The organism is Thermotoga caldifontis AZM44c09 (genome assembly GCF_000828655.1).
In the GTDB taxonomy this organism is placed as follows: Bacteria; Thermotogota; Thermotogae; order Thermotogales; family DSM-5069; genus Pseudothermotoga_A; species Pseudothermotoga_A caldifontis.
This window is the reverse complement of the sequence record NZ_AP014509.1, coordinates 1,959,429-1,978,648: the sequence shown is the minus strand read 5'-3', so window position 1 is coordinate 1,978,648 and position 19,220 is coordinate 1,959,429. Positions and strand designations below refer to the sequence as shown.

The 19,220-nt window shown below is 51.5% G+C and carries 19 protein-coding genes; 6 read left to right on the top strand and 13 right to left on the bottom strand.

The window, feature by feature from the left end:
- The first annotated feature begins 5 nt into the window (after positions 1-5).
- From TSP01S_RS09810 to TSP01S_RS09795, 4 genes are read left to right on the top strand one after another with little or no spacing between them, the layout of a single operon-like run.
- Positions 6-1,004, top strand: coding sequence for an ABC transporter ATP-binding protein (locus TSP01S_RS09810; RefSeq protein WP_082021700.1), 999 nt, complete (start codon positions 6-8; stop codon positions 1,002-1,004).
- On the top strand, positions 994-2,166 hold the full coding sequence (locus TSP01S_RS09805; protein ID WP_041078140.1) for an ABC transporter ATP-binding protein: 1,173 nt from the start codon (positions 994-996) through the stop codon (positions 2,164-2,166). Before TSP01S_RS09810 ends, TSP01S_RS09805 begins: the two co-directional genes overlap by 11 nt.
- A complete protein-coding gene (locus tag TSP01S_RS09800) occupies positions 2,144-2,575 on the top strand; it encodes a hypothetical protein (RefSeq protein ID WP_041078138.1) in 432 nt (143 codons plus the stop codon). The genes TSP01S_RS09805 and TSP01S_RS09800 overlap by 23 nt, the downstream gene beginning before the upstream one ends.
- Positions 2,572-2,934 carry a hypothetical protein gene (locus TSP01S_RS09795; RefSeq protein WP_041078136.1) on the top strand — a complete coding sequence of 121 codons (363 nt, stop codon included), beginning with the start codon at positions 2,572-2,574 and terminating at the stop codon, positions 2,932-2,934. Before TSP01S_RS09800 ends, TSP01S_RS09795 begins: the two co-directional genes overlap by 4 nt.
- Here the strand turns inward: TSP01S_RS09795 and TSP01S_RS10120 are convergent.
- From TSP01S_RS10120 to nagA, 11 genes are read right to left on the bottom strand one after another with little or no spacing between them, the layout of a single operon-like run.
- Positions 2,863-3,474 (bottom strand): CPBP family intramembrane glutamic endopeptidase, encoded by a 612-nt coding sequence (locus TSP01S_RS10120; protein ID WP_052463587.1) that lies wholly within the window; start codon positions 3,472-3,474, stop codon positions 2,863-2,865. The genes TSP01S_RS09795 and TSP01S_RS10120 overlap by 72 nt on opposite strands.
- Entirely contained in the window at positions 3,461-5,251 is a 1,791-nt protein-coding gene (locus tag TSP01S_RS09785) for a TIGR03960 family B12-binding radical SAM protein (RefSeq protein WP_041078135.1), read from the bottom strand. The genes TSP01S_RS10120 and TSP01S_RS09785 overlap by 14 nt, the downstream gene beginning before the upstream one ends.
- Entirely contained in the window at positions 5,248-6,903 is a 1,656-nt protein-coding gene (locus TSP01S_RS09780) for a penicillin-binding transpeptidase domain-containing protein (RefSeq protein ID WP_041078133.1), read from the bottom strand. The genes TSP01S_RS09785 and TSP01S_RS09780 overlap by 4 nt, the downstream gene beginning before the upstream one ends.
- The gene (locus TSP01S_RS09775; RefSeq protein WP_041078131.1) at positions 6,890-7,294 is read right to left on the bottom strand and encodes a hypothetical protein; all 405 of its coding nucleotides are present in this window, start codon (positions 7,292-7,294) and stop codon (positions 6,890-6,892) included. The genes TSP01S_RS09780 and TSP01S_RS09775 overlap by 14 nt, the downstream gene beginning before the upstream one ends.
- Positions 7,291-8,262 carry a 2-hydroxyacid dehydrogenase gene (locus tag TSP01S_RS09770; protein ID WP_041078129.1) on the bottom strand — a complete coding sequence of 324 codons (972 nt, stop codon included), beginning with the start codon at positions 8,260-8,262 and terminating at the stop codon, positions 7,291-7,293. The genes TSP01S_RS09775 and TSP01S_RS09770 overlap by 4 nt, the downstream gene beginning before the upstream one ends.
- 10 nt (positions 8,263-8,272) lie before the next feature.
- A complete protein-coding gene (locus tag TSP01S_RS09765; RefSeq protein ID WP_041078127.1) occupies positions 8,273-9,112 on the bottom strand; it encodes a GNAT family N-acetyltransferase in 840 nt (279 codons plus the stop codon).
- Between the two features lie 12 nt (positions 9,113-9,124).
- Positions 9,125-9,529: a flagellar export chaperone FliS gene (gene fliS / locus TSP01S_RS09760; protein WP_041078125.1), complete on the bottom strand. Its 405-nt coding sequence runs from the start codon at positions 9,527-9,529 to the stop codon at positions 9,125-9,127.
- Positions 9,526-10,107 carry a hypothetical protein gene (locus tag TSP01S_RS09755; RefSeq protein ID WP_144380662.1) on the bottom strand — a complete coding sequence of 194 codons (582 nt, stop codon included), beginning with the start codon at positions 10,105-10,107 and terminating at the stop codon, positions 9,526-9,528. The genes fliS and TSP01S_RS09755 overlap by 4 nt, the downstream gene beginning before the upstream one ends.
- A 5-nt stretch (positions 10,108-10,112) precedes the next feature.
- Positions 10,113-10,640 carry an NUDIX domain-containing protein gene (locus TSP01S_RS09750; protein WP_041078121.1) on the bottom strand — a complete coding sequence of 176 codons (528 nt, stop codon included), beginning with the start codon at positions 10,638-10,640 and terminating at the stop codon, positions 10,113-10,115.
- Positions 10,621-14,172, bottom strand: a complete 3,552-nt coding sequence (smc, locus tag TSP01S_RS09745; RefSeq protein ID WP_041078119.1) for a chromosome segregation protein SMC — start codon at positions 14,170-14,172, stop codon at positions 10,621-10,623. The genes TSP01S_RS09750 and smc overlap by 20 nt, the downstream gene beginning before the upstream one ends.
- Positions 14,173-14,188: 16 nt before the next feature.
- Entirely contained in the window at positions 14,189-15,316 is a 1,128-nt protein-coding gene (gene nagA / locus TSP01S_RS09740) for an N-acetylglucosamine-6-phosphate deacetylase (protein WP_041078118.1), read from the bottom strand.
- An 81-nt stretch (positions 15,317-15,397) separates the two neighbouring features.
- On the opposite strand from nagA, the gene thrS reads away from it, so the two are divergent.
- Together thrS and TSP01S_RS09730 are read left to right on the top strand one after the other, a co-directional pair.
- Complete coding sequence (thrS, locus tag TSP01S_RS09735; RefSeq protein ID WP_041078117.1) at positions 15,398-17,314, top strand: threonine--tRNA ligase; 1,917 nt, start codon at positions 15,398-15,400, stop codon at positions 17,312-17,314.
- A 3-nt stretch (positions 17,315-17,317) separates the two neighbouring features.
- Positions 17,318-18,193, top strand: coding sequence for an HD-GYP domain-containing protein (locus TSP01S_RS09730; RefSeq protein ID WP_041078116.1), 876 nt, complete (start codon positions 17,318-17,320; stop codon positions 18,191-18,193).
- On the opposite strand, the gene TSP01S_RS09725 is transcribed toward TSP01S_RS09730, so the two are convergent.
- Both TSP01S_RS09725 and ruvA read right to left on the bottom strand, forming a co-directional pair.
- A complete protein-coding gene (locus TSP01S_RS09725) occupies positions 18,170-18,655 on the bottom strand; it encodes a hypothetical protein (RefSeq protein WP_144380661.1) in 486 nt (161 codons plus the stop codon). The genes TSP01S_RS09730 and TSP01S_RS09725 overlap by 24 nt on opposite strands.
- Entirely contained in the window at positions 18,652-19,218 is a 567-nt protein-coding gene (gene ruvA, locus TSP01S_RS09720) for a Holliday junction branch migration protein RuvA (RefSeq protein ID WP_041078114.1), read from the bottom strand. The genes TSP01S_RS09725 and ruvA overlap by 4 nt, the downstream gene beginning before the upstream one ends.
- Positions 19,219-19,220: the final 2 nt, after the last annotated feature.

Below are 19,220 nucleotides of genomic sequence, written 5' to 3'. Positions count from 1 at the left end.
TCTCGGTGCTCCTGTCCGTGCGAGACCTGCGGATGTATTACAGGACGAAGATGGGATATGTGAAGGCTGTGGACGGTATAAACTTCGATCTGGATCAAGGGGAAAGCCTGGGTATAGTGGGTGAGTCTGGTTGTGGAAAAACGTCGATATCGATGACGATCCTCAGATTGTTGCCAGAAAACGCCGAGTTCGTATCCGGCAGCGTGCTCTTCGATATGGGAAATGGGCCTGTGGATCTGGTGAAGTTGCCGGAATCGGAAATGAGGAAATACAGATGGCGCGGAATCTCCATGATATTCCAGGCGGCCATGAACTCTCTGAACCCCGTCTACAAGGTTGGCGATCAGATCGTTGAGGCCATCCAGAACCACTTCCCGGACATGCCCATAGACAGGGCCAAGCAAAAGGTTGCGGAGCTCTTCACCCTGGTTGGGCTCGATCCGTCCCGCATGGAGCAGTATCCACACCAGTACAGCGGTGGGATGAAACAGAGGGCCGTCATCGCCATGGCACTCGCCTGTGATCCAAAGGTGATCATAGCGGACGAACCGACCACGGCACTCGACGTGATCGTTCAGGACAGGATCTTGAAGGAGATAAGAAAGATCCAGAAGAAACTGAACATGGCGATGATCTACATATCGCACGACATCGCTGTGATCGCCGAGGTGAGCGATAAAATCGCTGTCATGTACGCTGGAAAGTTCGTAGAATTGGCCGATGCTGTGACGATCTTCAAACGGCCCATGCACCCGTACACGTACGGTTTGATGCACGCGTTCCCGAGCACAGTCGGTGAAAAGACCGAGCTCGTGACGATACCCGGTGAGCCACCGAACCTTTTAAACCCACCGAAGGGCTGTCGCTTCGCACCGAGATGTCCCAAGGCGGATCAAACGTGTATGGAGATCGAACCGGAGTACCGTGAAGTGGAGAAAGGCCACTTTTTGGCCTGTCATCATCCTGTCCAGCCTAACGAGGTGGTGCGTTTCTATGCAGACTAACGATGTGGTGCTGAAGATAGAGAACCTTAGAAAACTCTTTCCTGCGGAGCGGAAGATCTTCGGAAAGGTGAAAAATTTCGTCTACGCAGTTGATGACATAAGCTTCGAGATAAGAAGGAAGGAATCGCTCGCTCTGGTGGGTGAATCCGGTTGCGGGAAGACCACCACCGGGAGAGTGCTGGTCGGACTGGAAGAACCGACCTCTGGCAGGATCGTAGTCGAGCAGGAAGACGTGACACCGTTGCTGTACGAAGACGAATCGGCAGCGCGAAGATACGTGCAGCAGACTTACGTGAAGAGGTTTGCGAGCATGAGTGACGAACAGCTGAAGTCTTTGAAGGGCATAGATGCCATCTACGCGCAGAGGTTTCTCGATCTTGGCAGAAACGAAGCCAAATTCGTGGATGATTTGCTCAAAAACAGGCGAGAGCGCATCTGGCAGTTGAGGCGGAGGATCCAGATGATCTTTCAGGATCCGTACGAATCTTTGAACCCGAGGATGACGATTTTCGATATCGTCGCGGAGCCACTGAACATACACGGAATTGGCAATCTCAAAGAGAGGGAGGAAATGGTCGCGAAAATATTAGCGGATGTTGGGCTCACCCCACCGGAAACTTTCATGTTCCGTTTCCCGCACGAGCTTTCCGGCGGTCAAAGGCAGCGCGTGGCGATAGCCAGGGCGCTCATACTGAATCCTTCTTTCGTGGTCGCGGACGAGCCAACCTCCATGCTCGACGTTTCGATAAGGACCGGTGTGATGAAACTGATGATGAGGCTTGCGGAAGAACACGAGATGAGTTACCTTTACATCACGCACGATCTCGCGGTTGCCAGGTACATGAGCAACGACATAGCTGTCATGTATCTTGGCAAGATTGTCGAGAAGGGTCCAACGGAGGAGGTTCTCAAAAATCCGCTGCATCCTTACACGCAGGCGTTGCTCGCGGCCGTTCCGATCCCCGATCCCGAAGTGAAGCGAGGAGAGCCGAACATAAAAGGTAGCGTCCCAAGGCCCATAAATCCTCCTCCACGTTGCAGATTCTTCGAGAGATGCCCTTATGCCGTTGACTTTTGCGAGAAGAACGATCATCCTCCTTTGAAGGAAGTTGCGCCGAAACATTTCGTTGCGTGCTATGTTGTCTCGGGCGAAGCGAGCTGAGTTCTGGAAGTTCGTTTTCTGGATCGCGCTGGCCCTGGTGGTGCTCAACTACACCACCGGGGTTTTCGTTTATAGAAATTACGCGGATAAACTCTCGAAAGCGAAGGCCGTCTGCAAGGTTCGCTTCGAAGATGGAACCATCCGCGGAAGAGTTGTGATCGAAGGTTTCAGTGGTTTGAAGATCCATCCTGTGGATTATCAGGTCTATTTCCAGGACAACAGAAGGGGAAACGTTCTGAAACTCGTTTCCAATTCCATGTTTGGCCAAAAGGAAGCCGAATTCGTCACAGACGCGTGGGCAGGCTACGAACAAGGAAGCTGGCACGCTCAGGGTTACAGTAACGTGTCGATCGAATGGCTCTGGTTGAAGATAAACCTGTATCTCCCCTTAGAGGTGGAGATCGAATGAGAAAGATCGCCTTCTTTGTCGCGGTCACGATCCTTTCTTACCACGCCTTTGTTTTCGAACTGCTTCTGGACCAATTTTCCCCGTTGCCGGTGAGTGTGGTGTGGTTGCTCTCGCTCGTCTTATCCTGGTGGGCGGGAAGAGAACTTGAACATTTTTCTAAAACGCTGCTCGTACTCACGGTCTCTTTCATCATCGCGGGAGTTTTGAGCTACGTTTTGATAGGTTACTACATGAAGGAGACCATTCAGTTCATCGTTCAGACGCTGACGATGAAGGCGGTGTCCGTTTCACTGCTCGTCTTTTTCACGTCCAGCATCATGGCGGCGTTTCTCGGATTCATGTTCAAACCAAGGCAGTAAGATTCCAAGACAGTTGTTGAGGATGTGGCAAACCGTCGCGGAGAAAAGGCTGCCAGTTTTCAACGTGGAATCTGCGAAGATGAATCCGGCCGCAAGCCTGTAGATCATGTTGTAATAAGAAAACGGTTCGAAGCCGGAGACAACGTTGAACAGGTGTATCGCTGAAAAGATCAGACCGTTGACGAACGCGTTCGGATACAGTGTGAGTATGGCTCCCCTGAACAAGAGTTCCTCGGACACGGGTAACAGCAGACCCAGCGTGAGCATGTTCGTGGTCGAAGGTTCGATGTTCACGTTCGCAGCCTTTGCCCCAAGAAATTTTCCCAGAATCATCGTGAAAGCGAACAGCAACGCGAAAGGGATAAAACCTTTCAGATGGGGTGAAAAACCGAACATGGGCTGTCGAATGTAGATCAGGGCAGAGTAAGAGATCTGTGCGATGGAAAGGTAGACGAGTCTCGACCTGAACCCCACGAACCTGAACAGATTTTGAATCACGGCCAGACCTGCCAGAATGAAGAAAACCTCAGCGAGCTTCAAGGACATTCCTCTCCAGAACGTTTCTCACCCTGGAACTGCACACGCCGCAGAGCTGACAGATTTCCCTGCAATCCGGTGTGGTCTCTGCCTTCAGAGCCTTTTTCAATTCCTCCACCAGGAAAGATTTGTCCACACCGATGTCGATGTGATCCCAGGGTAAGGGTTCATCGACCGATCTGCTTTTCAGCAACTGTTCCAGCTTTAAACCTACCGTTTCCAGGGCTTTCGTCCACTTCGAATAATCGAACAAATTCTGCCAGCTGTCGTAACACGCGCCCAGCTCGTAAGCTTTCATGACTACGGAGAACACCTTTCGATCTCCCCTCGACAGCAAACCCTCAACCATACTCATCTTCGGATCGTGGAAGTCGAGCTTCGCGAATCTCTTGGCTTCTGAAAGGACACTCTTCGCATGTTCGAAGTACTCCAGATCCTTCTGTTCGGCGAACTGGAAAGGTGTGTGGGGTTTGGGAACGAACATCGCTACGGACAGAGTGACGAGGTCGAATCCAATTTTCTTCGCGATCTTCGCCATGGAAACTATGCCTCTGAGATCCTCGTCTGTTTCCGTCGGGAGTCCCACCATGAAATACAGTTTCACCCTGTGCCAGCCGTTTTTTCTTGCGAGCTCCAGCGCCCGGACGAAATCTTCGTCCGAAACGTTCTTGTTTATGACGTTCCTCAATCTCTGCGTTCCCGCTTCGGGAGCGAACGTCAAACCCGTTCTTCTCGCCCCACCGATGTTGTTTGCCAGCGTGACACCGAAGGCATCCAGACGGGTCGAAGGTATGGAAACGGATATGAACCTTGAATCTGAGATCTGTTTGAGATCTTCGACGATCTTGATTATCGCCGTGTGGTCCGCACTGGAAAGTGAAAGTAATCCAATCTCTTCGTAACCTGTACATGCCAGGGTTTGCAACGCCTCCTCGAGGACCTCGCTCGAGAACTTTTCCCTGACAGGCCTGTAGATGAATCCTGCCTGGCAGAACCTGCATCCCCTCGTGCAACCGCGCATGATTTCGATGGAGATTCTATCGTGGACGAGCTGCATGTGTGGTACGATGCGTCTGATCAGCTTTCGTTTGAGCATTGGTTCGATCCTTCTTTTCACTCTCTCGGGAACGCCAGGTTCGACTGGTTTCGGTGGAACGTCGTCGCTGTAGAGAGAAGGAACGTAGACACCTTCGATCTTTGAGAGAACCTTCAACCTCTCGCTTCTCTCCATGCCCTTCGTCTCGATCAGAACCTGTACGATTTCTCTCACCACACTCTCTCCATCCCCGATCACCATGGCATCGAACACGGGTGCGATCGGTTCTGGATTCACCGTGCACGGACCACCGGCGATCACGATGGGATCGACCTGCGTTCTTTCTCTCGCGAGGATGGGTATCCCTGCGAGCTCGAGTGCGTGGAGTACGTTGGTGTACAGCAATTCGTGTTGGAGCGAAATTCCAAGAACGTCCAGATCTCTGACCGCTGTCTTCGATTCGAGGGTGAACAAAGGAAGATTTTTCCTCCTCATCTCGTTCATCATGTCGATCCAGGGCATGAAGATCCTCTCGGCCCACACTTCTTCCATACTGTTGAGCACATCGTTGATGATCATCAGTCCGAGGTTCGACATGCCAACTTCGTAGACGTCCGGAAACAGCAGTCCAACCCTCAACTTCACACGGGATGGATCTTTGACGATCTGGTTGTATTCACCGCCTATGTACCTTGCGGGCTTTTCGACACTCTCGAGAATTTCGTGGAGCCGTCTCAGGATCATTTTCTCAACTCCCAGTAGTATTCCAGAATTTTCCTCGCTACGGGCGCGGCCGCTTCACCACCGGCACCCGCATTCTCGAGCAACACCGTGACCACCACCTGCGGCTTCTCGACGGGGCTGAAACCGGCAAACCACGAATGTGATTTTTCTCCAGGCTTACCCACTTCGGCCGTTCCAGTCTTTCCAGCCGCTTGAAACGTCGCACCCCTGAATGCCTGATAGGCCGTGCCTTCGTCGGCCGGACCGTCCCTGTAAGAAACCACCTCGACGAGCGCGTTCGAAAGAAAAGACCAAACCGAGGGTTCCAGATCAACTGTGAAAGAGACCACAGGTTGGACTGTCTCTTTCGACCTGGTGTTCGGATCGAAAATCTCGAGCAGTACGTGCGGTGTGTAACACGTTCCTCTGTTCGCTACAGTGTTGAAGAAATTGAGAACCTGTATGGGACTCATGAGTATGAAACCCTGGCCTATACCGCAGAGGATCGTATCACCGGGATACCAAATCTCTCCAAACCTTCTCTGTTTCCAGGATGGATCTGGAAACAATCCTTCCACTTCACCCGGCAGATCGATGCCCGTTCTGGAGGCGATCCTGAACTTATCCGCCCACAGTTTCATCTTTTCGATGCCGAGTTTCAAAGCGAGCTGGTAAAAGAAAACGTTGCACGAAACGCGCAGTGCTTTTCGCAGGTCTGTCACACCGTGTCCAGGACTGTACCAGTCTTTGTACACCCCTGCGACTCTACCGTCGGACGTCCTGTATTCGTAGTAACCCGGACAGTTCACCACGAATTGTTCCGAACCGAACTCCTCCAAGTACGCGATCGCGTAGAGTGGTTTTATCACCGAACCGACAGCATAAAGCGAACTCGTTGCACGGTTCAGAAGCGGTGCGTTGGGATCGTTTACAAGTTTTTCCCATCGTCTTGGCTCGATACCGCCAACCAGATCGTTCGGATTGAAACCGGGATTCGATGCCATCGCGAGGATCTCTCCGTTGATGGATTGAACTATGATCGTTCCCCTGTGATTTGACTCTTTCAGGAGTTCTTCTGCATACTCTTGAAGTCTTGAATCTATCGTGAGAACCACGTCTTTTCCAGGGAGCGGAGGAGAGGTGAGCAACCTGCCCAGGGTTTTTCCCGAAGGAGAAATGCTCACCAGTTCGTATCCGAGTTTGCCTTTCAGAAGGGAATCGTACTGTTTCTCCACCCCAGCCACACCGTTTCGGGAAGCATCGACGTAGCCAACAACGTGCGGCGCTGTTCCTCTGTATTTACGCACATAACGTTTTTCTATGTAGACTCCCGCCTTCTGAAGACTCGCCGCCTCAACTTGCGTGACGGTCAGTCTGCCTTCGAGTATGAGCTGGAGCTTTCTTTCCTGTCCCAATATCTTCTCAACTTCATCGAAATCCGTCGCGAGCGTGGCGTGTGCCACGAGTTCTTCTTCATCCCACGCGAGCACCACACCATCTCTGCTCAGTATGCGACCGCGCGGGGCATCCAGACTCCTCAAATGGATTCTGAGCGATTCGACGTATTCTCTGTGCGCTCTCTCTTCAAGGACCTGAAGCACGAACGCCCGGCCGAGCAAGAGGAGAAACGGCGCGATGAGCAGCACGTACACGGCGATCTTAGACCTTTTCAATTCTGACCCTCCACAGCGTTAAGCCCAGCAACGAGAAGATTACCGCACCGATCCAGTGGCTCTTCATGAAAACGAAGCTCACACAGAGTGCAGCTGAATAGATCAGGAATGGAACGAAAGCTTTCAGAAAATATTCCCGCCAGACCAGAGATAGAACGTAGAGAATGAACAGGACAATGTAACCGATGTGTAGATCGGCAAAACAAGCTATCGAGTGGAACATGAGGACGATCATGACACGCAGAGGATCGAACACGGATTCGAACCAGAGATATTCCAGCAGCATGTAGAGGATCAAAGAAGGAAAAAGATCGAAGAACCCGCCATCCAGAACGATGCACGCCGTTCCGATGCCAAACAGGGTCAAATTCCTTGAAAGGCGACTTTTCAATACTGACACTCTGGATCCACCCGGTTCATCAGCTCACCGGTGACAATGTATTTCTCAAGGATTTCGAACGTTTCGTTCATCAAGCTGTTCAAAGCCTCTTCACAGTGAGCACCGACGTGCGGCGACATGACCACGTTGCGGAGCGTGTTGAATGGGAACCTGCTCGGAAGGACACATTCCCTGTCGGTAGAGGGATACGTGTACCAGGTGTCGATCGCGGCACCCGCGAGCACGCCGTCCCTCAGGGCTTCAAACAACGCCTGTTCGTCGACCACCTCGCCCCTCGACACGTTGATGAGAAACTTGTTCTTCATTCTGAACAATCTTTCTCTGTTGAAAAGGTTCCTGGTCTCTTTGGTGAGCGGTACGGTTATGAAAATCACATCGCTCGTTTCGATCGCCCAATCCAAATCGGAGGTGATCCGATCCTTCACCATGGGGGCAGTCCTTTTGACCGCCACGATCTCGCAGGAGAACGGTTGTAGAAGTCGTGCGAGGTGTTGACCGATGTGCCCAAAGCCAACGATGCAAACCTTCTTTTTCTGCAAGCTGACCCAGTAGTCTTTCTCTCCCCCGTGCACCGAATAGCCGTGCCATACGCCGTACCTCAGATCGTGATCGTATTCGACCACGCGGCCGAGTAAAGAGAGTGCGAGTGCGAGCGCCCTTTCGGCAACGGCGGAAGCGTTCGAATGGCAGTTGCACACCTGTATTCCTCTTTCTCTGATTGCCTGCCAGTCCAAGGCGTTGACGCCGGCCATCGGAACGATGATCAATCGCAGCTTCTGCGCCTTCTGAATCTCCTCTGCGGAGAGCCTCGCGGTAACCACCACGTCGGCCATGCTGAGGAGAGAATCCAGAGAGCCTTCGTGGCGCGTTTTGAAAGTGATACCGGGATACTTGTTCTTCATCTCTTCGATCCTTTTCAGCCATCGATCGTCGAGTCTGTTGAGAAAGAGTACCAGCATCAACATCACCTCAGAGCTTGAGAATCATTTCGTACTGTTCGAAGAGCGGTTTAAAACCCGTCTGATCCGCCGCTTCGTAGAGCGGATCGTCTTCAGGAACGTTCCCCATGAAGCAAACTTTTCTGTTCTCGATCGAGCAGACGTAGTTGACGGCTTGCTCCAAAAGCTCTGTGTAAGAAGTTTCTGTGCTGGTTGGGGCACAGTCCACGATGAACGCGTTTTCTTCGCTCCTTCCCCAGACGACATAACCAGAGAGAGGATGTGCGGCTCTGGCCATCCTGTACCTGTCGGCGGACAGTAAGAGGGTGAGAGGCTCTCTTTGCCAGTTGGGGCGTCTGGAAAATTTCACCAGAGCTTCGAGCGCACTTTTGTGAATGGATTCTCTCTCCGCTTTGAGAAACCTGGCAGAGACCGACGGGACTGGCAGGTGTCTGATCATGGAGACGAGCCTTCTTGAGACTCTGAATCCGAAGCGGGAATAGAAACGTACAACCTTCTCCTGGTTCGCGAGAACTTCGAGCACCACGTCTGTGACGTTTCTCTTCTTCATTGCTTCAAGACAGAAAGACAGGATTTCCCCTCCCAGCCCTTTGTTTCTCTCTTCCTTGACGACTCCCATCGAATCGATCCTTCCCCTGTTCTTTCTGATGCAGCACAGAACGAATCCCACGGGCTTGCCGTTTTTGAAAAAGACGTAGGAATCCGTGAGTGAAACGGAGTTCTCACGCACATCCAGATTGAAGGAAAACAGATCCCACTTGATAGGTATCGGGTAATCTTCAAAAATCTGGTTCACCAGCTGCAAGAATCTGAGTGTCGGAAACTCAGAAACCCTAACCGTTTCGTACATGGGTTCACCCCGTCACACCGAGATGTTGAACCCACCCTGGGACTTTTTATCGACGTTGGTAGACTTCATCGCGGTCCGCCAAGCTTCGAGGAGTTCCTCAAAATAACCTAAGATCTCGTCGAGTTTCTTCAAGTCCTTCTTGATGTTCGCTTCCACCAGCGTTCTGTACATGTAAAGGTACAGCGACCTCAAAGACTGCGCGATCTGCCCACCTTTTTCCATGTCTAAGGAAGCGTTCAGCTCTATCAGTATGTCCTGCACTTTCTTGATCCGTTCGTTGGCCTCTATGAAGTACTCTTTTTCTATGAACTCCCTCGCTTCCTTCAGAAGCTCCACAGATCTTTCATACAGCATCTCGATCAGCTTGGCAGGGCTGGCTGTCAGTACCGCATTTTCGAGATAGTGGTCCTTCATCATGAAAGCTTCGCCTCCCTCAGTTTCAAGAGAGCCCTCTGGAAGAGGTTCGAGTAGAATTTCATGACCTGCGGTATTTCCTGTTCCAAGCAGCTGGCTATGGAGGACATATCCTGCCGCTCGAGCGCTTTCAAAAAGTTCTTCAGTTTGGCGACCACTTCAGAATTGTCATCCATCTCCATCGGTACGATTGCCAGCACACTCTGCCTCAAATCATCGAGTGCCGAGATGGCGTTCGATAGATCCTCTATGTCCTTGAACGCGCTGGGTTCCAGCTCCCTCACCTTTGCGGCCACGTTCGGCAGCAAGTTGATCACCGTGTCTATGTAGTGCAGGATGCTGGGCAACATTTCTTCAAGATAGTCCTGCGGGGTGGCGAACTCCATCGTGATCGTTTCGTCTTCGTGGAGTGGTTCTGAAAGCCTCTCCGAAAGCTTGTGGGGTTCGACTCTCTCGCTGTCTATGCTGATCGTTTTCAGTACCATGCCTTTCGGGGCGACGCGTTCGTAAAGCTCTCCGAGATTGCCGAATTCGTCTTTCGAAAACGTCAGTTCCTGACCGTTGAGAAAAACCTTAACCACGCTCTTCAACCCCTTTTCAAGAATGCCAGTGACAGCAGGGCCACCGTCTTCGCATCCGTTATCTCACCATCGATACACATCCTGAGCGCATCTTTGAGAGGTAATCTGATCGTTTCGACGATTTCATCGACGTCGAGATCCTGTTCGTGCTGGCTGAGCTCCTCGGCGATGTAAAGGTGTATCCTCTCGTTGGAGAAACCTGGACTGGTATATAAGAAACCGACGTACTCAAGTTTGCCCGCATTTATACCGGTCTCCTCGCGAAGTTCCCTGAGAGCGCACTGTTCCGGTTTCTCACCCAGATCCAGTTTGCCTGCGGGTACCTCGATCAGGACTTCTCCCACAGGATATCTGAACTGTTTCACCAAGACCACGTCACCGTTATCGAAGAGCGGAAGTACCGCCACGGCACCGGGATGCAGCACGACTTCCCTTAAGGAAGTCCGCCCGTTGGTCAGCGACACACGATCGACCTTGACCGTGATGATTCTACCAGCAAAAACGGTTTTGCTTTCAAGTGTTTTCTCTTCCATACGTCTCCTCCCGAACGGCCAGCGTTTCCAGCTCCACCGGGACCACGTTCGATACCCCATCCACCATAGTTATACCGTGGAGCGTGCTCGCGGCCTCCATGACGACCTTGTTGTGCGTGATCACGATGAACTGTGCGCGTTCTTTGTTTATCGTGAGCATGCGTTTGAATCTCTCGGCGTTGAACTCGTCGAGCGCGGCGTCGATCTCGTCGAGTACGTAGAAGGGACTCGGATTGACCTCCATGAGTGAGAAGAGCAACGCTATGCCAACGAGGGACTTTTCTCCGCCAGAAAGCAGCTGCAATTTCTGAACCCTCTTTCCAGGTTTCTTGAGGGATATCTCGAGGCCCGCCTCGAGCAGGTCCTTGCCCGGTTCCAGCTTGATTTCTCCCTCGGCTCCCGGGAAGAGCTGCGAGATGTAGCGAGAGAAGGCCGCGTTGACCTGCTCGTACACGTCCAGGAACCTCTTCCGTGCCTCTTCATCGGTTTTTTCTATGAGCTCCTCGATCTTTCTCTTGGAATCCTCAAGGTCTTTTTTCTCCACCAGCAGTTCTTCGTACCTTCTTTCGATCTCGTTGTACTCCTCGATGGCGGTCAGATCGACCGGACCGAGGTACTTTATCTTGTTCTGGAGATCCTCCATCTCGTTTTTCAGCGATTCGAGAACCTCTTCGCTCAATTCTTCCACTTTCTGCGCAGATTCCATGTCGATCTCCTTCAGATGTTGCTCTATACGGTTTTTAACTTCCTGAACGAGCAATTCTAAATGGTGAGCGTTTTCTCTGAGCCTTTCCCTTTCTTCCTTGAGTTCGTTCATCCTCATTTCTATATCGTTCAGCTGGGCGAGTTTTTGATCCTTGTCCATCCTCTGCATCCTCATGGTCTCAAAGAGCTCTTCGGTCTCTTTGCGTATCGATTCGAGTTCCTTTGCGTTCTCCAGAAGCTCAACTTTGATCTTTTCTATCTGTGTCTCGAGTTCAACGCTCTGCCTCTGCAGGTTCAGCTTTTCTTCAGCCAGTTTCTCCGTCTGGTTCTTTATCCTCTCCAGTTCAGATTCGTAGTGCAGCTTCTTCTCCAAGGCTCCTGTGAGTTCCGCTTTCAGATCGAAATACCTTGTGGAGATCTCATCGAGCGACTGCTTCTCGAGCTGCAGTTCTTTGTCGAAGCCTTCGATGCTTTCATGTAGTTTTTCTTCTTGAAGACGCAGTTCGTCCAGCTGGTTCAGAACTTCCTGTTTTCTGAGTTTCAATCCCTCAGAACGGCTCTTGTATTCCCTTTCCAGCTGCTGGAGCGAATCGAGTTCCTTCTTCACATCTTCGAAACTCCTGGACAGTTCCTCTATCATCCTCTTCGTCAGACTGTCCTGTGTCATGACTTCCACGAGCTCCCTCTCGACGAGTTCATGATGCTTTTTGAGCTCTTCCAGTTCCCTTTCCACTTCTTTCAACTCCGAGTCTATCCGTTTTTCGCTCGACGCTAACTGCATCCTCTGCGCTGCTATCTCGCCGAGCCTGGCCTTCCTCACGATGAGAGAATCGGACCTGTCGAGTGAAGATTCGCCGCCCGTTATGGAACCGTGTGGTCCAACGAGTTCTCCGTCGAGCGTGGCGACCCTGCATCTCAGCCTGTACTTTCGTTTCATATCTATCGCGTCTTCCAGTTTTTTCACGATTATGTCGCTTCCGAACAGGTAACTCGGCAGGGACGAAAACTGTGGAGAGACTTTCACCAGCTGTGCGGCGTAACCCACGAAACCGGGATGGTTTTCCGCCTCTCTCATTCTCGTGAATTGCGGTTCTATCAGATCCAGAGGAAGGAACGTCACGCGACCGATCTTTTCGTTCTTGAGCCACTCTATGATTCTCTGAGCGTCTTCCGCAGTTTCGACCACAACGTGTTGTACAGCCCCACCCAGCAGTGCTTCTATCGCCTTCGCGTGTTCGAGCTGGAAGCTGAGCAGGTTTCCGACCACATCATGAACGTTGGGAAATTCCCCCTCGGCTTTCTTCGCAAAGATGGCTCTCACCGCTCGGGAATAGCCCTCGTAACTGGCGATCAAATTGCGCAGTCTTCTCTCTTCTTCGTCCAGGTATCTCAGGTTCCTGCGAATTTCTTCAAGGTCCGCAACCAGCTGTTCCCGTCTGGTCTTCAATTCGCTGGTTCGTAACTCGATCTGTTTGAGCTCCTCGGAAAGTTTGTTCTTGCGATCGCTCGCCTTGCTTGATTTTTCAAACAGGGTGGAAAGTTCGTACTGAAGTGCGTTCAAACGTTCTATCTTCGCCGCAAGCTGTGTCTGCAACATGGAGAGCCTCTTTCTGAGATCTTCCATGGTCTCGTCGAGTTTGGTCAGCTCGTTCTCCAGAGCGATCTTTTTCTTTTCGACACCGGCGAGCTGTTCTCTCAAGAGCAACGCGTTCTTTTCCTTTTCCGAGTATCTGGACAGTATTTCCTGCCTGATCGCCTCCACCTCTCTGAGCTGTTCTTCTTTCTGATTCACCTCTTCGAGCAGGGCTTTGAAGATGAGACTGAGTTCATCTTTTCTCTTCTTCAACTGTGACACCTGCTCGTCTATCAGATAGACCTTCGTTGTGAGTTCAACGTACCGGTTTTCCATTTCGTTCAGCTTTTTGCTGTAAATCTCCCTCATCTCGCTGAGGGCAGCTTGACGTTTCTTGTAGTCCTCGAGCAGGTTGGTGAAAGCTTCTATACCTTTATCAACCTCTGCGAATTCTTCTTTGATCGATGACCATTGAGATTCGAGTTCTATGAGCCTTTTCTGCACCTGGTTGATCTTTTCCTGGTTCTCGGCGAACTGCGCCTCAAGGTTTTCCAACCTTCTTAAATCCCTCTTCAGAACGTTTCCGAAGAAGAACTTTCTCACTTCTTCGAGCCTTTCCGAGTATTCTTTGTACCGTTCCGCCCTTTTCGCTTTCAGATAGAGCGATTTTCTTTGTCTGTCAAGCTCTACCAGAAGATCCTGTATGCGCGTCAGGTTGCTGGAGACGTTTTCGAGTCTCTGCAGGGCCTCTCTCTTCTTCTCCCTGTAGAAGGAAGTTCCAGCCGCTTCCTCGAGAAGGGCCCTCATCTCCTCGGGCGTCGCGTTGGTGATTCTCTCTATCTGTCCCTGACCGACTATGGAATAGAGCTCCTTGCCCACCCCCGTGCCAGCGAACCTTTCGTGGATGTCTTTCAAACGTACCGGTTCACCGTTGAGCATGTAAACGTTCTTCCCATCAGAGGAGAGTGAACGTGCGACGGTGAAAGTGTCACCATCGTGTTCGAAGGTCAGCTCAACGTAGGCGGACGAGCTGGCAGGGGTGGTGCTGGAACCTGCGAAGATGATGTCGAACTTTTCCTCCGCGCGGAGCTGTTTCATCGACTGTTCACCGAAGACCCAGCGGATCGCATCGACGATGTTCGACTTTCCCCCTCCGTTGGGACCGACTATCGCGGTGACGCCTTCTGAAAAGTTCAGTCGTGTCGGTCTGGCGAAAGATTTGAACCCGTGCAGGAACATGCTTTTGAGTTTCATCGCCCTGCCCCCTCGATCAAACTCCGTGAACCAGCTGACCATCGATGTAAACTGCCAGCAGGTTCAGTTCTTCGTCCAGTGCGACGAAGTCCGCCATCGTACCTTCTTCGAGCAGGTTCGGTTCGATACCACTCGCCCTGGAAGGTGTAAAGCTCGACATGATGAACGCAGATCTCAGGGGCACACCGAGTTCGAAGACGAGATTTTTGACGGCCCGATCCATGGTGAGCGTGCTACCGGCGAGTGTCTCCTGACCATAAAGCTTCGCTACACCATGTTTGACCTCGACCTTCATCTGACCGAGCTCGTACACCCCATCGTCGAGTCCCGTGGCGGACATCGAATCGGTGATCAGGAGAGTTTTGAAAGGTCCCTTCGTTTTCGTAACGATCTGAACCGTCGCTGGATGGAGATGAACCAGATCACATATGATCTCACAATAGACTCGTTTGTTCGTCAGAACGGCCCCAACCACACCGGGCTCTCTGTGGTTGAACTCCCTCATCGCGTTGAACACGTGCGTCGCCCTGGTTGCCCCGGCTTTTATGGCGTCGAGTGTTTCGTTGAAGGTGGCGTTCGTGTGCGCGATGCTCACGATTATTCCACGCCTCCGCAAGAGCTTGATGACTCGCTCCGCACCCTTCAGTTCCGGCGCTATGGCGAACACCTTCACGATGTCGCCGTACCGAGAGAGGAATTTTTCCAGTTCGTCGGGGTCCGGTTCTTTCAAAAGTTCTCGTCTGTGAGCACCGCGTTTGCCGGGACTGAGGTACGGTCCTTCGATGTACAGGCCTGCGATCTTTGCAGCTGGAGTTTTGATCTGCATCGCCTTCTTGACCTTTTCTGCCACGCGTGCAATGTTTTCGAAGGTGTCAGACACGGTCGTTGGAAAAAAACGTCCCACACCGTGCTGGGCGTAAAAGGAGGAGAGCTTCAAAAATTCTTCGAAGCTCGCGTTCATCACGTCTATGCCCGCAGCACCGTGTGTGTGACTGTCCACGAACGCGGGTACAACTATCGGATAGTATCGATCAGCGTGAAGCTTAGTTTTTTCTATCGCGACGATTTTGCTGTTTTCCACAGTGATAGAAACATCCTGAAGCTCTCTGATTGGGGTGAACAACCGTTTCACTTTTATTCTCAATCGCACCAGCTCCCCACTCTTCACTTCAACAATTATGATACACCTATGTGGTACTATTGATCTAAAAGAGGAGGTGTTGGGATGCTGATCGTGAAAAACACAGGAGAGGTGAAGCTTGAGGCTCCGATCTCTGTGAAGGCCCTCGCGGAGAGAATGAAATACAGCGGAGTTATAGCGGCACTGCTCGATGGGAAGCTGATCGACGTTCGGGACGAAGTCGTTTCTGGACAGATAGAGTTCGTCACGCTCGATCACCCTGTGGCTCCCCAGGTGTACCGCCACACCATGTCACACATAATGGCCCAGGCGGTGATGAGGATCTTCGGTGAAAACAGAGTCCTGCTCGGCATAGGCCCGGTCATCGAGAACGGTTTCTACTACGATTTCGAGATCGTCGATGGCAGGATCGTGGAAGAAGACCTTCCAAGGATCGAAGAGGAGATGAGAAAGATCATCGAAGAAGACCTTACGATAGAGCGTTTCACGATGAAGAGGGATGAAGCCATCCAGTTCATGAAGAGCAGAGGTCAGAAATACAAGGTGGAGTTGCTGAGCGAGATGCAGGAAGAGACCGTGACGTTCTACAAGCAGGGAGAGTTCGTCGATCTGTGCAGAGGTCCACACCTTCCTTCCACCGGAATGGTGAAGCATTTCAAGTTGCTCTCGCTCTCTGGGGCGTACTGGAGGGGTGATGAGCGCAACCCGATGCTCCAGAGGATTTACGGAACAGCCTTTGCGAACGAGAACGAGTTGAACAGATACATCGAGATGATCGAGGAAGCCAAGCGGAGAGACCACAGAAAACTTGGGCCCGCACTCGGTATATTCTTCATAGATCACGAGAACGCGCCCGGTATGCCCATCTTCACACCCGCTGGAACGATCATCCTGCGCGAGCTAATGGATTTTTCGAGGGAGCTGCATCTGGCAAGCGGGTATCAGGAGGTCATGACACCTCTGGTGATGAGTGAAAAACTCTGGAGGATGTCGGGCCACTGGGATCACTACAAGGAAAACATGTACTTCACATCGAAAGAAGATCAGAACTTCGCCATAAAACCGATGAACTGTCCAGGCCACATACTCATATACAAGAGCAGGCCTGTGTCCTACAGGGATTTGCCGATCCGGTACTTCGAGTTCGGTAGGGTCCACAGGTACGAGAGGAGCGGAGTGCTGCACGGCTTGTTGCGCGTGAGGAGCTTCACACAGGACGATGCGCACATCTTCTGCAGGATAGACCAGATAGAAAAAGAGATCGTCGGCATCATAAGACTCATCGAAAGAATTTACGCACAGTTCGGTTTTGAATACTCCGTCGAGCTGAGCACCATGCCGGAGAACCACATGGGTGACGTGGAAACATGGAACATGGCCACGGAGTCGCTGAAAAATGCGCTGGACTCCATCAAGTTACCTTACACGATAAAAGAGGGCGAAGGGGCTTTCTACGGTCCCAAGATCGACTTTCACGTGAAGGATTCCATAGGCAGGACCTGGCAGTGTGCGACGGTACAGCTGGACTTTCTCATGCCGCAGAGGTTCGACCTCTACTACGTCGATTCGGATGGTTCACAGGTTCGGCCCGTGATGATACACACGGCCAAGTACGGAAGCTTGGAAAGGTTTTTGGGAATACTCATAGAGCATTTCGCCGGTGCATTCCCCACCTGGCTCGCTCCGACGCAGGTCGTGGTGCTACCGATTTCTGATCGTCACACACATTATGCAGAAAAGATCGTTGAGAAATTTTCAAACAGCGGTGTTAGAATCAAGCTCGACGCGCGTCATGAAACTCTGTCTTACAGGGTGAGAGAAGCGCAGACGATGAAGATACCCTACATGTTCATCGTTGGTGACAGGGAAATGAACGAGAACAAGGTCTCCGTGAGGACGAGGAAAGGAACAGATCTCGGGCCCAAGCATGTCGATCAAGTTTTGAGTATTATTGTTGAGGAAATAAAGACTCGTTCATTGAAGAATTTGTTAGAGGGATGAAGGATGGTGTGTAGAATTCTCAAGGAGAAAGATGCGTTGAGTGAACGCTTTGAAAGGTTGTGTTTGGCAGAAGAACCAACTTCCACTCTGTTCATCACCGATTCTTTGAAAGAAGGCCTATCGCCGCAGCTGGTCGTAAAGAAGGAATCTGTGGAACTGTACGATGCTGGAAAGCTGGTAGCCAGATTCGTGAACGAGCCTGGCAGTTACGATTCGATCTGGGCGTTCGTGAAATCTTACGTTGACAGGGAAGACTCTAAAGCCTCGCTGACCAGTTACAGACTCGCTCGGAGAGTGATCAGCGGCATACTGCAGGCGATGGTTGTCCTGATGGAGACGGAGGACAAGGAAGGGTTCAGTCATTCACAGAGAGTGGCACGTTTGTGTCTCGAGATGGCTGAAGAGCTCGGACTGGATGAAAAGCAGAAAACTCTGTTGAAAGAGTGTGCGATGCTTCACGACGTAGGAAAGATAGGCATAGAACAGTTGATGATGTACACTCCCACGAGGATCAGGATCTTCGAGAATATGCCGCAGGACCACACTGTGATGGGAGCGGTTTATCTGTCTTCCATCGAATACTTGTGGGATGTCGTGCCTGCCGTGAGATCTCACCACGAAAGGTGGGACGGAAAAGGTTATCCGGATGGGTTGAGAGGTGAAGAGATACCACTCTTCGCCAGGATCATAGCGATCTGTGATTATTTCGACGAGCTCACGCACTTCGTCACATCCGAGTGGGGTACTGGACCAAAGACGGAGGTTGAAGCCCTCGAGATGGTGAAAAATCAGAGCGGTAAGATGTTCGATCCGGAGTTGGTTGAAGTTTTCGTGAGGGTGATGGAAAAGAAACTTTCAGGCGGTCGCGTTGAAGAGTAATCCGAGAGGTTCGAGGAGCATCTGAACGAGCTGGAGTGGCAGATTCATGGCCATCCTCAGAAGCTGAATCTGTTGCTCCAGCTTTTCCCTTTCCTCCGGTGTGGCAAAATTCAGCTGGCTTTCGAGTTCCCTGATCCTCTCCTGTATCTGTTGCTTGTACTGCTGTTCCGTAGCCAAGTTGGCCTGCGTTTTCTCTCCAGGATAGTACACCCACACCGTCGTTCTGCCGGCTACTGCTGCGAGGAAGGATCCTCTCTTTCTGAGATCGAGGCTGATGCCACCCTGTATTATCACTCCGCCTTCCCGCTCGACCTTCCTCTTGAAGTACAGCCAGTTACTGATCTCCTGTGTGAGCACGCGCAGAATGCTTCGCCCAGCCGAAGCACTGTTCCACAGACCGAGCTCTCCAGGATCGAGTCTGTAACCGAGCGTCGGGTTCGACACAGACTCGAGCACGCTCACACCTTCTTGGAGAGTAACCTTAGAGCTTCTTTCACTATCTGTTCCGCGTTCATGTGCGGTTTGAAAACCTTTCTCACCGCATCTCGCGAGTCTGATTTCGAAAAGCCGAGCACCGTCAAAGCTTCGATCGCATCCAGATATTCTCTGTTCATGCTCGGCACGATGGAGAACTCTTCATCCTTCAGCTCCGATACGAGCCTTTCTGCCGTCTTTCGACCGATACCAGGCACCTGCGAGAGCCTTTCCACATCATTGTTCTTGATCATGTAGACGAATTCCTCAGGTTCGAGAGAAGAAAGGATCTTCAGAGCCGTCCTGTGACCGATCTTCGAAACTTTGGTAACTTTTTCGAAGATTTCGAGCTGTTCTTCTTCGAAAAATCCGTAGAGCGTGAACCCATCTTGGTTGAATTCGAGATGTGTGTGTAGTTTGACGTCCTCACCGATTCTCAAAGCTTCTAAGGTTTTCTGGTCGCAGAGGATTTGAAGGACGAAACCTGAGACGCTCAACAACACGGAGTTACCTTTTATTGCCTCTACCCGACCCTGAACGGCCCTCAGCAAGA

What these genes read in the sequence shown, in the direction of transcription:
- TSP01S_RS09750 (WP_041078121.1), bottom strand. Translation starts at nt 10,640, where the DNA reads ATGGAAGAGAAAACACTTGAAAGCAAAACCGTTTTTGCTGGTAGAATC.
- TSP01S_RS09730 (WP_041078116.1), top strand. Translation starts at nt 17,318, where the DNA reads ATGGTGTGTAGAATTCTCAAGGAGAAAGATGCGTTGAGTGAACGCTTT.
- thrS (WP_041078117.1), top strand. Translation starts at nt 15,398, where the DNA reads ATGCTGATCGTGAAAAACACAGGAGAGGTGAAGCTTGAGGCTCCGATC.
- TSP01S_RS09795 (WP_041078136.1), top strand. Translation starts at nt 2,572, where the DNA reads ATGAGAAAGATCGCCTTCTTTGTCGCGGTCACGATCCTTTCTTACCAC.
- fliS (WP_041078125.1), bottom strand. Translation starts at nt 9,529, where the DNA reads ATGATGAAGGACCACTATCTCGAAAATGCGGTACTGACAGCCAGCCCT.
- TSP01S_RS09805 (WP_041078140.1), top strand. Translation starts at nt 994, where the DNA reads ATGCAGACTAACGATGTGGTGCTGAAGATAGAGAACCTTAGAAAACTC.
- smc (WP_041078119.1), bottom strand. Translation starts at nt 14,172, where the DNA reads ATGAAACTCAAAAGCATGTTCCTGCACGGGTTCAAATCTTTCGCCAGA.
- TSP01S_RS09765 (WP_041078127.1), bottom strand. Translation starts at nt 9,112, where the DNA reads ATGTACGAAACGGTTAGGGTTTCTGAGTTTCCGACACTCAGATTCTTG.
- TSP01S_RS09770 (WP_041078129.1), bottom strand. Translation starts at nt 8,262, where the DNA reads ATGCTGGTACTCTTTCTCAACAGACTCGACGATCGATGGCTGAAAAGG.
- TSP01S_RS09785 (WP_041078135.1), bottom strand. Translation starts at nt 5,251, where the DNA reads ATGATCCTGAGACGGCTCCACGAAATTCTCGAGAGTGTCGAAAAGCCC.